Source organism: Pseudomonas sp. SID14000, assembly GCF_002165135.1.
Lineage (GTDB): Bacteria > Pseudomonadota > Gammaproteobacteria > Pseudomonadales > Pseudomonadaceae > Aquipseudomonas.
This window is the reverse complement of the sequence record NZ_NFZQ01000023.1, coordinates 1-14,053: the sequence shown is the minus strand read 5'-3', so window position 1 is coordinate 14,053 and position 14,053 is coordinate 1. Positions and strand designations below refer to the sequence as shown.

10 protein-coding genes and 1 tRNA gene are annotated in these 14,053 nt (G+C 64.1%); 2 read left to right on the top strand and 9 right to left on the bottom strand.

What is annotated here, in order from left to right:
• Positions 1-31 precede the first annotated feature (31 nt).
• Positions 32-1,021 carry an asparaginase gene (locus CAY82_RS23995; RefSeq protein WP_087503338.1) on the top strand — a complete coding sequence of 330 codons (990 nt, stop codon included), beginning with the start codon at positions 32-34 and terminating at the stop codon, positions 1,019-1,021.
• A 126-nt stretch (positions 1,022-1,147) separates the two neighbouring features.
• Here CAY82_RS23995 and CAY82_RS23990 read toward each other — a convergent pair.
• From CAY82_RS23990 to CAY82_RS23945, 9 genes are all read right to left on the bottom strand, one after another.
• Positions 1,148-1,243: transfer RNA gene (locus CAY82_RS23990), tRNA-Sec, on the bottom strand.
• A 6-nt stretch (positions 1,244-1,249) separates the two neighbouring features.
• On the bottom strand, positions 1,250-3,172 hold the full coding sequence (gene selB, locus CAY82_RS23985; RefSeq protein ID WP_087503337.1) for a selenocysteine-specific translation elongation factor: 1,923 nt from the start codon (positions 3,170-3,172) through the stop codon (positions 1,250-1,252).
• The gene (gene selA / locus CAY82_RS23980) at positions 3,169-4,596 is read right to left on the bottom strand and encodes an L-seryl-tRNA(Sec) selenium transferase (protein WP_087503336.1); all 1,428 of its coding nucleotides are present in this window, start codon (positions 4,594-4,596) and stop codon (positions 3,169-3,171) included. Before selA ends, selB begins: the two co-directional genes overlap by 4 nt.
• A gap of 160 nt (positions 4,597-4,756) precedes the next feature.
• A complete protein-coding gene (gene fdhE / locus CAY82_RS23975; RefSeq protein ID WP_087503335.1) occupies positions 4,757-5,677 on the bottom strand; it encodes a formate dehydrogenase accessory protein FdhE in 921 nt (306 codons plus the stop codon).
• Positions 5,678-5,681: 4 nt separating this feature from the next.
• The gene (locus tag CAY82_RS23970) at positions 5,682-6,338 is read right to left on the bottom strand and encodes a formate dehydrogenase subunit gamma (RefSeq protein WP_087503334.1); all 657 of its coding nucleotides are present in this window, start codon (positions 6,336-6,338) and stop codon (positions 5,682-5,684) included.
• Complete coding sequence (gene fdxH / locus CAY82_RS23965) at positions 6,335-7,285, bottom strand: formate dehydrogenase subunit beta (protein WP_087503333.1); 951 nt, start codon at positions 7,283-7,285, stop codon at positions 6,335-6,337. Before fdxH ends, CAY82_RS23970 begins: the two co-directional genes overlap by 4 nt.
• Positions 7,285-10,353 (bottom strand): formate dehydrogenase-N subunit alpha, encoded by a 3,069-nt coding sequence (fdnG, locus tag CAY82_RS23960; protein WP_140399135.1) that lies wholly within the window; start codon positions 10,351-10,353, stop codon positions 7,285-7,287. Before fdnG ends, fdxH begins: the two co-directional genes overlap by 1 nt.
• A gap of 199 nt (positions 10,354-10,552) precedes the next feature.
• Positions 10,553-11,314, bottom strand: coding sequence for an SDR family NAD(P)-dependent oxidoreductase (locus tag CAY82_RS23950; RefSeq protein ID WP_087503331.1), 762 nt, complete (start codon positions 11,312-11,314; stop codon positions 10,553-10,555).
• A 26-nt stretch (positions 11,315-11,340) separates the two neighbouring features.
• A complete protein-coding gene (locus CAY82_RS23945) occupies positions 11,341-12,126 on the bottom strand; it encodes a TSUP family transporter (RefSeq protein ID WP_087503330.1) in 786 nt (261 codons plus the stop codon).
• Positions 12,127-12,324: 198 nt separating this feature from the next.
• Here CAY82_RS23945 and CAY82_RS23940 point away from each other — a divergent pair, with 198 nt between their 5' ends.
• A complete protein-coding gene (locus CAY82_RS23940; protein WP_087503329.1) occupies positions 12,325-13,707 on the top strand; it encodes a PLP-dependent aminotransferase family protein in 1,383 nt (460 codons plus the stop codon).
• Positions 13,708-14,053 lie beyond the last annotated feature (346 nt).

Genomic DNA, 14,053 nt, shown 5'->3' with positions numbered 1-14,053 from the left:
CTTTCTCCGCTCACCGCTACGGATACTTCCCATGCGAGCAGTAAAGAATCTCCTCGTTCTCTATACCGGGGGCACCATCGGCATGCTCGAAACCCCCGAAGGCTTGGCGCCGGCTGGTGGTTTCGAAGCGCGCATGCGCGAACACTTCGCCCACATGGCCGATGCGCCCCAGGTGCAGTGGACACTGCAGGAACTGAACCCGCTGCTCGACAGCGCCAACATGCAACAGCACAACTGGCTGGCGATGCGCGATGCCATAGTCGCAGCGGTAGAGGTAGCTGGCCATGATGGCGTACTGGTGCTGCATGGCACCGATAGCCTGGCCTACAGCGCCGCAGCATTGTCGTTCCTGCTGCTGGGCCTGCCGGTACCGGTGCTACTGACCGGCTCGATGCTGCCGGCGGGAGCCGCGGACAGCGACGCCTGGGGCAACCTGTGCGGCGCGCTGCGCCAGTTCGAACAAGGGCTGGAAGATGGCGTGCAGCTGTACTTCCATGGGCAACTGCTGCATGGCTGCCGGGCGTCGAAGCTACGCAGCGAGGCGTTCGATGCCTTTGTCGCGCTGCCGCGTCATCGTGACAGTGAGCGCGCCACTGCGATCCCTGCCGAGCTTGGCTACAAGCACCCGCGCCAGCCGGTCAACCTGGCGGTAGTACCTGTGTTCCCCGGCCTTCAGGCTGGGCACTTGCAGGCGTTGCTGGGCAGCGGCGTGCAAGGGTTGCTGCTTGAATGCTACGGCAGCGGTACCGGGCCGTCGGATGATCAGGCATTGCTGGATGTGCTGAGCGCGGCGCGCCAGCGAGGCGTGATGCTGGCGGCTATCAGCCAGTGCCCTGAGGGTTCGGTTGTGTTCGATACCTATGCGGCGGGTAACCGCTTGCGCGGGGCCGGGCTGGTCAGTGGTGGGGGCATGACCCGCGAGGCGGCGCTGGCCAAGATGGTTGCGCTGTTGGGGGCCGGGCTGGATGTCGACACGGCAGAGCGGTGGTTTGCCCTGGACCTGTGTGGCGAGCGGGCCTGACTGTTACCTGCTCTGGCCTCTTCGCGGGTAAACCCGCTCCTACAGGGGCGTCACAGTTCCAGAGACTTGTACGGTACCTGTGGGAGCGGGTTCACCCGCGAATAGGCCCTGGCAGGCAAAAGAAAATGGCGGAAGGCAGCGGGAGTCGAACCTGCCCGGGAACGGCTGCCGTCCCCAACCGGGTTTGAAGCCCGGCCGCGCCACCGGGCGCGATTGCCTTCCTTGAACTCAGTGCCTGGCCTGCTGCTGGGCCAGGGCGCTGTCGGCGCGAATGTGACGCTGATCGGCCACCCTCCGGGTCAGCCCGATGCGGTCGAAGTATTCCAGAATCTGCACACTGCGCTTGCGACCGATGCCCAACATATCGCGAAACGCGGCAACCTGCACTATCGGCGTTTCAGCGGCCTGCCCCAGCAGCAGCTCTGCCATGCGCTGTAGCGTCGCCTCGGGGTAGAACAGGTCGCGTACCACCTGGTGCACCAGACCCAGTCGGGCCAGCTTGCGCAGCAACAGGCGTACATCGGCTTCGGCACAGTTTTCCTCACTCGCCAGCGTCCTGACCCAGGGCGGATCATATTGCCCCGCCAGCAACTTCGGTTGCAGACGCGCCCATAACGCGCTGTCGGCTTCGCTCAACTGCACCTTGTGATCGGGCAGGTGCAGCCAAGGCCCGCTGCTGGCAATGGCGCCGTCATCAAGCAACTCATCCAGCAGGCTGACAAAAGCGGGCCGCTCCAGCGCCAAGGCAGCAAAGCGGCGCAGGCGATCTCGGTCCGGGCCGAGCTGGTCGGGCTCCTGTTCATGGAACCGCGCCAGCTGCTCCAGCACCTGAAGCTTGAGCACCTGCCACCGGGCACTGGCAAACAACAGTTGGCCCTGCCGCGTGGCCACCACCAGCACATCTTCCGGCAACTGCCAGGTTTCACGCAGGCGATTGAACTGCCGCTCCAGGCGCTGCGGGTCAATACCACCCGGTGCGCTGGCGAGCAGTGCCGGCAGAGCCTGCTCCAGGTCCTCGGCATCGCGCAGCACCTGCAGTTGCCGCAGGCGCTCATCGCTGCGACGCTGACGGCTTGGCGCGAACGGGTCGAGCACCTTGCCGCCCCCCAGGGTGCGCTGGGCACGCTGGTCGCGCAGCACCAGGCGGTCGCCGTGTACGGCCTGCAGCGGTGCGTTGAGCAGCAACTGGGCAAACATGCGCTGGCCCGCCGCCAGGGTTTCACCTTCGAGCAGAGCCACCCGGGCCGTTACGTCCTGGGTACCGAGGTGTACGTGCACAGCACTAAAGTGTTCGAAGGTCCGGGTCTCGCCCGGCAACAGGTTCAGCTCGATATCCACCCGCACGCTGGGCGCATGCAGCCACTCGGGCACCAGCCAGTCACCCCGACGCACCTGTTCCACCGCCAGGCGTTCGGCAGCGATGTTCAGTGCCACCCGCTGGCCCGCCTCGGCCACCAGCGCGGCCTGGTTCTGCGCATGCAGGCCGCGCACCCGCACCGGCTTCCCGGCCTTGCCCAGCAACAAGGTGTCGCCGGCACTGACCCGCCCGGCCAGCGCCGTACCCGTGACCACCACACCCGCACCGGGAACGGCGAAGGTGCGGTCGACGGCCAGGCGGAAACCGTCACGCACACTGCGCTGACGCACGCGCTGTTCGGCCGCCAGCAAGGCCTGGCGCAAGGCATCGAGCCCCTCGCCGGTCACACTCGACAACGGAAACTGCCGAGCACCGGCATAAGGGCCCGACGCCAGCAATTCGCTGACCTGTGCCTGCACTTCGGCCAAGCGGGCTGGCTCTACCCGGTCACATTTGCTGATCGCCACCAAGGCCTGAGGAATACCCAGTAGCTCGATGATCGCCAGATGCTCGCGGGTTTGCGGCATCACCCCGTCGTCGGCCGCCACCACCAGCAGCACCAGGTCGATGCCGTGGGCGCCGGCCAGCATGTTGTGGATAAAGCGCTCATGGCCCGGCACATCGATGAAGCCAGTCAGTGGCGCCCCCTCGGTCAACGCCGCATAGCGGTAGCCAAGGTCGATGGTCATGCCACGGGCGCGCTCCTCCTGGCGCTGGTCACCGGCCTGGCCAGTCAGGGCCTGGAGCAGTGCGGTCTTGCCGTGGTCGATGTGGCCGGCGGTACCAACGATCACTGTACTGGCCCCAATTGCAGGGCGGGCAACTGCGCCAGCCACTGGGCTTCGTCATCCAGTTGGCGCAGGTCCAGCCACAGGGCGTCGTCGGCGATACGACCGAGCACCGGCACCGGCAAGTCACGCAAGGCCCGCTCCAGCACATGCAGGCTGCGCCCGCGCAGCCTCTTCGACACCTGCGGGCGCAGGCACAACGCCGCGCTCGGCAGGCGGGCCACCGGTTGGCTGCCACTGCCGATCATGCCCAACGCCGGCTCCACGCTGACCGCCCATTGCTCACCCAGGCGGGCCTTGAGCTCAGGGGCCAGGCGCTCGGCCTGGGTCTGGATTTCGGCCTGGCTGCGGGTCAGCAGGCGCAGGCTGGGCAGGCGATCGGCCAGGCGGTCCGGGTTGCGGTACAGCGCCAGCACCGCCTCAAGTGCGGCCAGGGTGATCTTGTCGACCCGCAATGCGCGCTTGAGCGGGTTCTTCTTGATCCTGGCTATCAGTTCCTTGCACCCGACGATGATCCCGGCTTGCGGTCCGCCCAGCAGTTTGTCGCCACTGAAGGTGACGATATCGGCACCGTCAGCCAGGGCCTGACGCACGGTCGGCTCGGCAGGCAGGCCCCAGCGGGTAAGGTCAAGCAGGCTGCCACTGCCAAGGTCCTCCAGCAGCGGCAAGTCATGCTGATGGGCGATGCGCGCCAACTCGGCGGTGGGCACCTGGGTAGTGAAGCCCTGGATGCTGTAGTTGCTGCAATGCACGCGCATCAGCAGGCCGGTGCGTGGGCTGATGGCGGCCTCGTAGTCGCGGGCGTGGGTGCGGTTGGTGGTGCCGACTTCGTGCAGTTTCACGCCGGCACGGGCCATGATGTCGGGGATGCGGAAGGCACCACCGATCTCGATCAGTTCACCGCGGGAGATGATCCCCTCCTTGCGCGCACCCAGGCTGTTGAGCGCCAGCAGTACGGCGGCGGCGTTGTTGTTGACCACGGTGACGGCTTCGGCGCCAGTCAGCTCGCGGATCAGGCCTTCGATCAGGTCGTCACGGTCGCCACGCTTGCCGGTGGCCAGGTCGAATTCCAGGTTGAGCGGGTAGCGGGCGGCGGTCCGCATGGCCTCGATGGCTTCCTCCGGCAGCAGGGCGCGGCCAAGGTTGGTGTGCAGCACGGTGCCGGTGAGGTTGAACACACGGCGAACCTGGCTGCGTTGCTGGGTGACCAGGCGTTCGCCGGCGCGGCCCAGCAGGACTTCAGCGGCCAGTTCGGCGGCGCTGAGCTGGCCGGTGCGGGCGGGGTCGCGCAGGTCGTCGAGCAGTTGCCGCAGGGTGGCCAGGACCGCGTCGCGGCCGTGGCGGTCGATCAGCGGGAGGCAGGCCGGGTGGCGCAGAAGGGTGTCGATGGAGGGCAGGCGTGGGGTGTCGCTGGCTAGGCTGGAGGACATGCGGTACTACCTTGGACTGATCCGTTGTCTGTACTGGCCTCTTCGCGAGTAAACCCGCCCCCACAGGTACCGCGCAAGCCTCAGAAGCTGCGCGGGTCTTGTGGGAGCGGGTTTACCCGCGAAGAAGGCGACTCGGTCTTACAGTGTAGACACTCACCCACTACCCGGGTGCAAGCATCAGGTTCGGTGCTAACCGATGGAAGCCCTCCTCGTCCAGGCGAATGTCCAGCGCCAGGCTGGCCAGGTCATCGGCCAGCGGTTCGGCCGCCGCATCGTTTTCCAGGTAGTTCTGCTTCAGGTAGCTCTCGCACTCAGGGCAGCACTCGGCCCGCAGCGGCGCCTTGCCCGGCGCATGGCGGTCATCGTCGAGGCTGGTATAACGCAGGTCCTTGCTCGACTCGCAGTACACGCACTTGACCCGCACCACATGCCATTCACAGGCACACAGTGAACAGGCCAGGTAGCGCAGCCCATTGTGCTTGCCGCGGTTGCGCACCACCCCGGCCATCGCCGGCGAACCGCATGCCGGGCACTGGGCCAGGCTGCCGGCGGGCTTGAGCTCGGGCGCGGGCAGCATCAGCAACCAGCTGGACCAGGCCGCCTGCAAGGCCGCCCCAATGAAGGGCACCAGCGCTGCGGGCACTGCGTCGTACTGGCCGGCGAGCAAGGCAATGCCCCAACCCTTGCGCTGATTGTCGTCACTGCCACGCAAGGCTTGCAGCGCCTCATCCAAGGGACCGCTGGTTTCCGCCTTGAAGTGCTCGAGCAAGGCCTGCAACCAGACCAGCCACGCGCCTTCGCGCACCAGGCTGTCTGCCGCCAGCGGCGGCAAACCATGACTTATGCACAGGCGCTGGCGCTCCTCGGCCACCGGCATGCCACCGGGCGGGTTATCCACAAGCTGCTGCTGGATGCGGCACAAGCGGGCCACCAGCTTCAGGTATTGGCCAAGGGCATTGCCCTCGGCCAGCTGCTCCAGGCGCGCGGCGCGCAGTTCGAACAGATTGGCGGGAGGCAGGTGCAGAAACGGCGGCATTACCGCCGACGCTTCGATCTGCCCAGGTTCGAGTATCGTGCTCAAGCGCTCATCCTTCTTTTCGTCCGTGATTGCCCGGCGTCTTGTCGCCGGTCACTTCGCGGTACCACAACTCATGGTGCTTGCGTGCCCAGGCCCGGCTGACCCAGCCATGCAGCATGGCGCCGATCGAGCCCTTGATCCAGATGCCGGCGTAGATGTGCACGATGATGCTGAGGATCAGTACGAACGCCGCCAGGGCGTGGAGCAGCGCGGACAGGCGAATGACCTCGATGCCGAACCAATGGCTGAAGTATGCGCGCCAGATCACCAGGCCGCTGACCAGCAGAATCAGCATGCACGCCAGCAGGGTCCAGAACAACAGCTTCTGCCCGGCGTTGTACTTGCCGATCGGCGGCACACCCTCCTCCTTGTTGAGCATCACCCGGTCCACGCGGCGCAGCCACAGGCGGTCATTGGCGGTGATGAAGTTGGCGCGCCAGAAACGCAGCACCAGGCCGAGGAAAAACACGAACATCGCCACCCCGATGAAGGGGTGCAGGATGCGTGTCCAAGGCCCACCGCCGAACAGGTTGCTGAGCCAGAACAGCGCCGGGTGGAACAGCGCCAGCCCCGACAGGCCAGCCAGGATGAACAGGATCGCAACGACCCAGTGGTTGCTGCGCTCGCTGGCGTTGTAGCGCAGGATGGGTTTGTTGTCGTTCATGGTCGCTGCTCCCCTTGCCCACCGGGCTTGGTCGGATCATAGACATGGACCGACGGGTCCACCTGATGCACGCTCTCATCCGGCGGTGTCGGATGTTCGTCCTCCTCCACCCGCTGTGGCCCGACCCGTACATAGTGGAAGAACCCGGCCAGCACCGCCGCGCCCATGGCCAGCAGCGCCAGTGGCTTGGTGAAGCCCTTCCACAGCCCCACCAGCGGGCTGATCACCGGCTGGTCCGGCAGACCGGCATACAGCTTCGGCGTGTCGGCATGGTGCAACACGTACATCACGTGGGTGCCACCGACGCCGTCCGGGTCGTACAACCCGGCTTTGTCGTAGCCCCGCGACTTCAGGTCGACGATGCGCTCGGCGGCATGCACCTTCATCTCGTCCTTGGTGCCGAACACGATTGCACCGGTCGGGCAGGTTTTCACGCAGGCCGGCTCCAGGCCCACGGTCACGCGGTCGGAACACAGGGTGCACTTGTACGCCTTGTGGTCCTTCTGCGAGATGCGCGGGATGTTGAACGGGCAGCCGGTGATGCAGTAACCACAGCCGATGCAATGGTCCTGGTTGAAGTCGACGATGCCATTGGCGTGCTTGATGATCGCCCCCGGGCTCGGGCAGGCCTTCAGGCAACCTGGCTCGGCGCAGTGCATGCAGCCGTCCTTGCGAATCAGCCACTCCAGGTTGCCGTCGTCGCGCTCGTGCTCGGTAAAGCGCATCAGGGTCCAGGTCTCGGCGGTGAGGTCCTGGGGGTTGTCGTAGGTGCCATGGTTGTGACCGACCTCGTCACGCAGTTCGTTCCACTCCGAACACGCCACCTGACAGGCCTTGCAGCCGATGCACTTGGTGGTGTCGATCAGCTTGGCGACTTCCTGCTGCTGGCGTACCGAAGGCGGTACGGTGGTGGTGGCCGAGCGGGCGATGATGTCTTGGCTGGCCATCAGAGTTTCTCCACTTTGACGAGGAACGACTTGGACTCTGGCGTCTGGGTATTGCCGTCACCCAGGAATGGCACCAAGGTGTTGGTCAGGTAGCCATGCCGCGTAGCCCCGGTGAAGCCCCAGTGCAGCGGGATGCCGATCTGGTGCACGGTCTGGTTGTTGACCTTGAGCGGGCGAATCCGCTTGGTCACCACCGCCACCGCCTCGATATGCCCGCGCTTGCTCGACACCCGCACCCGGTCACCGGCCTTGATACCCTTCTCGTTGGCCAGCACTTCGCCGATCTCGACGAACTGCTCGGGCTGGGCAATGGCGTTGAGCCGGCAATGCTTGCTCCAGAAGTGGAAGTGCTCGGTCAACCGGTACGTGGTCGCCGCATACGGGAACTCGTCGTGCTTGCCGAGGGTGTCCCACACCGAGTCGAAGACCCGCCCGGCGGGGTTGCTGGTGGCCTTCTTGTTCTGCGGGTGCAGCGGGTTGATGCCAATCGGCGTCTCGAACGGCTCGTAGTGCTCGGGGAACGGGCCTTCGGCCATCTTGTCGATGGCGAAGAACCGCGCCACACCTTCGGGGTTCATGATGAACGGGTTCATCCCCGCCTCAGGCGGCGAGTCGACCTTGAAGTCGGGCACGTCGGTGCCGGTCCAGGCCTTGCCGTTCCACCATACCAGGCGCTTCTTCTCCGGATCCCACGGCTTGCCTTGCGGGTCGCTGGAGGCGCGGTTGTAGAGGATGCGTCGGTTGGCCGGCCAGGCCCAGGCCCAGTTCTGCACCTGGTGCATGCCGTACGGGTCGCTATTGTCACGGCGGGCCATCTGGTTACCCTGCTCGGTCCAGCTGCCGGCGAAGATCCAACAGCCGGACGCGGTGCTGCCGTCGTCCTTGAGCTGGCCAAAGCCCGCCAGTTGCTGGCCGGCCTTGATCACTGCACCAGTCGGGTCGGTGACGTCAGCCACCGCCCAGCCGTTCATTTCCCTGGCCAGTTCCTCCGGGGAAGGCTCTTCAGGGATCTTGTATGGCCAGTTGATGTTCATCAGCGCGTCAGGGTAGGCGCCGCCCTCGGCCTGGTAGCGTTGGCGCAGGCGCAGGAACAGCTCGCTCATGATGTGCACGTCGGTTCGGGTCTCGCCCGGACCGTCGGCGCCCTTCCAGTGCCACTGCAGCCAACGGCTGCTGTTGACCAGCGAACCGTCTTCCTCGGCAAAGCAGGTGGTGGGCAGGCGGATCACTTCGGTCTGGATGTTGGCCGTGTCGACATCGTTGAATGGCCCGGCGTTGCGCCAGAACTCCGAAGTCTCGGTGGCTAGCGGGTCCATGATCACCAGCCACTTGAGCTTGCCAAGGGCCGCAGTGACGCGGTTCTTGTCCGGCAGCGCGGCAATCGGGTTGAAGCCCTGGCACATGTAGCCGTTGACCTTGCCCTGGCCCATCATCTCGAACATGCGCAGCACGTCGTAGGCCGGCACATCGAGCTTGGGCAGCCAGTCGTAGCCCCAGTTGTTTTCCACGGTGGCGTTGGCGCCGTACCAGGCCTTCATCAGGCTGACGTGGAACTTGCCGTAGTTCTGCCAGTACGACAGTTGCCCCGGGCGCAGCGGTTTGGAGGCGCGCTTGTCGATGTAGGCCGCATAGTCCTGCTCGGCATCGCCAGCCAGGGTCAGGTAACCCGGCAGCGAGTTGGACAGCAGGCCGAGGTCGGTCAGGCCCTGGATGTTGGAGTGCCCGCGCAAGGCGTTGACCCCGCCACCCGGCATGCCGACGTTGCCCAGCAGCAACTGGACCATGGCCGCACTGCGGATGATCTGTGCGCCGATCGAGTGCTGCGTCCAGCCCAACGCATAGAGGATCGTCATGGTCTTGCCCGGTACCGAGCAGGTGGCGATCTCTTCCCAGATCTTCAGCATGGCGTCCTGCGGCATGCCACAGGTCATGCTCGCCAGTTCCGGCGTATAGCGGCTGTAGTGCTGCTTCATCAGCTGGAACACGCAGCGCGGGTGCTGCAGGGTCGGGTCGACCTTGGCAAAACCGTCCTCACCCAGCTCGTAACCCCAGCCAGACTTGTCGGCATACACACGCTTGGCCTCGTCGTAGCCGCTGAACAGGCCATCCTCGAAGCCATAGTTCTCTTTGACGATGAACGACACGTCGGTGTAATTGCGCACGTACTCGTGCTGGATCTTGTCGTTGCTCAGCAGGTAATTGATCAGCCCGCCCATGAAGGCGATGTCGGTACCGGTACGGATCGGTGCGTAGTAGTCCGCCACCGAAGCGGTACGGGTAAACCGGGGGTCGACCACGATCAGCCGCGCCTTGTTGTGCGCCTTGGCCTCGGTCACCCACTTGAAGCCGCACGGATGCGCTTCTGCTGCGTTGCCACCCATCACCAGGACCAGATTCGCGTTGGCGATATCGGACCAGTGGTTGGTCATGGCGCCACGGCCGTACGTCGGGGCAAGACTTGCCACCGTCGGGCCATGTCAGACACGAGCCTGGTTATCGAACCCCAGCATGCCTGTTGCGCGGATGACCTTGTGGGTCAGGTAGCCGGCCTCGCTGGAGGCGGCGGAAGCAGCGAGAAAACCGGTGGTGAGCCAGCGGTTGACCGTTTGCCCCTGGGCGTTCTTTTCGATGAAGTTGGCGTCGCGATCCTGCTTCATCAGGTCGGCGACGCGATCGAGTGCCTCGTCCCAACTGACCCGCACCCACTCTTTGCTGCCTGGCTTGCGTACCTCGGGGTACTGCAGGCGGCTTGGGCTGTGGATGAAGTCCAGCAGGCCGGCACCTTTCGGGCAGAGGGTGCCGCGGTTGACCGGGTGGTCGGCGTCACCTTCGATATGGATGATGTTCTGTTTGACGTTCTTGCCCGCATCGCCCTGGCTGTACATGATCAGGCCGCAGCCGACCGAGCAGTAGGGGCAGGTGTTACGGGTTTCTTTGGTATGCGCCAGCTTGAAGTGACGCACCTGCTCGGCGAATGCGGGTGTCGGGGCCATGCCCAACGCCGCAAGGCTCGAGCCTCCAAGGCCGACGGCGGCGACCTTGAAGAACTGCCGACGGTTCAGGTCCATCGTGCACTCCTGATCAGGTGGTGGACGCACGGAACATGGCCGGCGCCTCTTGGTAGTCACGGTGGCGGCCAATTAATGGCCGCCAACAGGTAAGACTAGCCAAGAATCGAGAAGGTGCGATGACATGGGTCAGCTAAAGGCTCTGTTACCGGCGTCGCCTGCTTCGCGGGCAGCGCCAGTGCCATCCACCGCTGGCCGATCAGCAGCGCGGCAGGTTGCGCACCACATTCAGCGCCGCGCTGCTCTGCGCCACCGGCATGATCTCGATGGTATTGATGTTCACATGCGCCGGCTGCTCGGCAATCCAGGCCACCGTGGCCGCGATGTCCTCGGGCAGAATGGCCTCTACATCCCGATATAGCGCCTGCACGGCATCCAGGTCACCGTTCAGGCGCACCACAGAGAAATCGGTACCCGAGCACAACCCCGGCTCGATGTTGCTCACTCGCACGCGGGTGCCCGCCAGGTCGGCGCGCAGGTTGAGACTGAACTGGCGGACGAAGGCCTTGCTGGCGCCATACACGTTACCGCCCGGGTAGGGGTAGGTGCCGGCGATCGAGCCGATGTTGATGATCATGCCGCTGTCGGCTTCCACCATCTGCGGCAGGATCTTGTGGGTGACCATGGCCAGGCCGGTGATGTTGGTGTCGATCATCCGCTGCCAGTTTTCCGCACTACTGGCCTGGGCACGGTCCACGCCCAGCGCCAGCCCGGCATTATTGACCAGCAGGTCGATCTGCAGCGAAGCATCGCGAATCTTCTCGACCGCCGTCTCGAGCGATACCGGGTCGGTGACATCCAGCGCCAGCGGAGTGAAGTTGGCGCCCAGTTCAGCTTCCAGCGCTTGCAGCTTGTCCATACGCCGGGCGCCACCGATCACGCGGTAGCCTTTGCCGATCAAGGTACGGCAGATGGCGCGGCCAAAGCCCGAGGAGGCGCCGGTTACAAATGCGGTTTTCATCAGTTGTCTCCTATGGATAGGGTCAGTCAGGCCAGGTACTTCACACCCAGGCTGGTAAACAGGCAGAGCATCGAGAACACCAGCGCCTTGCGCACCAGTTCATTGCCCTTGCGCAGGGCCAGTGCACTGCCCAGGTGGTTACCGAGGATGTTGCAGGCCACCAGCGGCAACGCCAGCAGGTAGAGGACCTTGCCAGCAATGACAAAGGCCACCAGGGCGCCGATGTTGGACGCGAAGTTGAAGGTCTTGGAGTTGGCCGAACTGGAGACCAGGTCCATGCGCAGCAGGTAATGGAACGCGATGATGAACATGCTGCCGGTACCGGGCCCAAAGAAGCCGTCATAGAAGCCAATGGCAAGGCAAGTCAGCGGGACCACGGTGAACAGCATGCGCGATGACAGTTCGCGCTCCTCGACCGGGCGGTCCTTGGGAGTGAGAAAGATGAGGATACCGAAGGGGATCAGCGCCAGGATGATCTTGCCCACGGTTTCCTGGGAGATAGACACGATCAGGTGCGCCCCCAGGTAGGCACCGAGCAACGAGAACGGCACGCCGACCAGCGCCACCTGCCAGACCATCTTGCTGTTGGCCAGGAAGTTACGGATGGCCGCCAGCGTGCCGAGGGTACTGACCAGTTTTTCCTGGCCGAGGGCCACCTGGGGTGGCATGCCAACCAGCAGAAAGCCCGGCACCAGGAACAACCCGCCGCCACCAGCAATGCTGTCGACGAAGCCGGCAACGAAGGCAATCGCCCCTAGCATGAGGACCGCCAGCAACCAGTGCTCAGCCCAGAAAGCGCCCAGAATTTCCATAGCGAAGTCCATCCAGTGGAGTGTCCTGCCAAGCACAACGCAAGTGTGCATGTCCCAATCAGCGCGATGATTGTAATTACAAAAATTGAATCGATGCAATATCGAATTAAATCGACTCAATGACAACGATTGCCATCATTACTGCATCTTGGCTTTCATGTTAGGCTGCGCGCAATTGCAGAATCTGGTGTCATTTCCATGTGGGTCCCTCAATACGGCGATCAAACCCAGCCGGTTTACCTGATGATCGCTAATGCCCTTGAACAGGACATCGAAAGTGGTCGGCTTGCAGCAGGCGATCGTTTGCCCACCCTCAAAGACCTTGCCGAAGCACTCAATGTAACCCCCGGCACCGTTGGAAGAGCCTACGACGAAGCCGCCAAGCGCGGCCTGGTAGTTGGAGAGGTAGGCCGTGGCACATTTGTCAGGCAGTTGCGACAGCGGTTATCCGCCCCGTCAGTGCCCACACCAGTTACTGGCGAAAGCAGCCAGATCGATCTCTCGATCATCAAACCCAACGACGCCCACATGAGTGAGTGGTTGGGTGCGGCGATCAGCGAGCTGGCTACTTCTCCGGACCTGGGGCAGGTACTCGACTATGTGACAGAGGGTGGTCACACCTCCCACAAACAAGCAGGGGCAGCCTGGATTCAGCGCTGGCTGCCTGATGCTCGCTGGCAACAGGTTGTACTGACCTCTGGCGCCCAGCATGGACTATTGGTGGCCATCAGCAGCCTGTCGAAGAGCGACGATGTGGTGCTGTGCGAATCGTTCTGCTACCCAGGCATCATCTCCCTGGCCCACAGCATGGGCCGCCGCCTGCGTGGCGTGGCCATGGACGAGCATGGCCTTATTCCCGAGGCATTGCGCGCGGCCTGCCTGGAGCACCGCCCTTCCCTGCTGGTGTGCGTCACTACCCACCAGAACCCGACCAACTCGATCATGCCCCACGCACGGCGCCAGGCCATTGCAGAGATCGCCCGCGAGTTCGACCTGTTCATCGTCGATGACGATATCTACGGTTTTCTCGAACCCGCACCGGATTACCAGCCCCTGGCCGCGTATGCGCCCGAACGCTCGGTGTACCTGACCAGCCTGTCCAAAAGTGTGCTGCCGGCGCTGCGCATCGGTTACCTGTACGCGCCACCGCAAACCCTCTCGCGGTTATCGTCGATGGTACGCAGCAGCGTCTGGATGCCATCGCCGTTGATGGCGCAACTGGCCAGCAACCTGATCAACAACGGCATGGCCGACCAGTTGGTGCGGGTACAGCAGGACGAGGCGGCCGCGCGCCAGCAAATGGCCCGGGAGATCCTTGGCAAGTACAAGATCCGCAGCCAGCCCAACAGCTTCCACATCTGGTTGGAGTTGCCGGAGCCGTGGACCAGCGACGAATTCGCCAACCTGGCGCGCGACAATGGCGTCACGGTAGTCAGTGGCAGCCAGTTCCTGCCAGAACGCAGCCACGCCCCCTGCGGCGTGCGCATCGCCCTGATGGCCCCCAGCCGCCAGGAACTCGGCTTTGCCCTGACCAAGCTGGTCAGCTTGCTGGATTCGCCGGAGCCGCGGTTGTTCTATTGAAGCGCTGCCTTATTGGACCCGCTCTCACATAACCCTGTGAATTAGCAGGGACCCTGTGGGAGATTCTATGGTTTTGGCAAGCCTGCTCTTGTCATGACATCTTTCTGCGCCAGTGAGATCGAGCGCCGCCCGCGCGGCGCTTCGCGGGACAAGCCCGCTCCCACATTTGTTGCAACGTGGCCATGTCTGTCAGGCCATGGTTGTCAGCCTTGTTGGTCCGACTCAATTTCTCGGCTGGCGCTGCCGCCGCCTCACCAGTCTCAAGACATGCACCAAGGCAGGCAACCATGGCCTGACAGGTTCGGCACGTTGCAACAAATGTGGGAGCGGGCTTGTCCCGCGAAGC

Coding starts and splice junctions, on each gene's coding strand:
- selA (WP_087503336.1), bottom strand. CDS start 4,596: ATGTCCTCCAGCCTAGCCAGCGACACCCCACGCCTGCCCTCCATCGAC.
- CAY82_RS23945 (WP_087503330.1), bottom strand. CDS start 12,126: ATGGAAATTCTGGGCGCTTTCTGGGCTGAGCACTGGTTGCTGGCGGTC.
- CAY82_RS23995 (WP_087503338.1), top strand. CDS start 32: ATGCGAGCAGTAAAGAATCTCCTCGTTCTCTATACCGGGGGCACCATC.
- fdxH (WP_087503333.1), bottom strand. CDS start 7,285: ATGGCCAGCCAAGACATCATCGCCCGCTCGGCCACCACCACCGTACCG.
- CAY82_RS23950 (WP_087503331.1), bottom strand. CDS start 11,314: ATGAAAACCGCATTTGTAACCGGCGCCTCCTCGGGCTTTGGCCGCGCC.
- CAY82_RS23940 (WP_087503329.1), top strand. CDS start 12,325: ATGTGGGTCCCTCAATACGGCGATCAAACCCAGCCGGTTTACCTGATG.
- CAY82_RS23970 (WP_087503334.1), bottom strand. CDS start 6,338: ATGAACGACAACAAACCCATCCTGCGCTACAACGCCAGCGAGCGCAGC.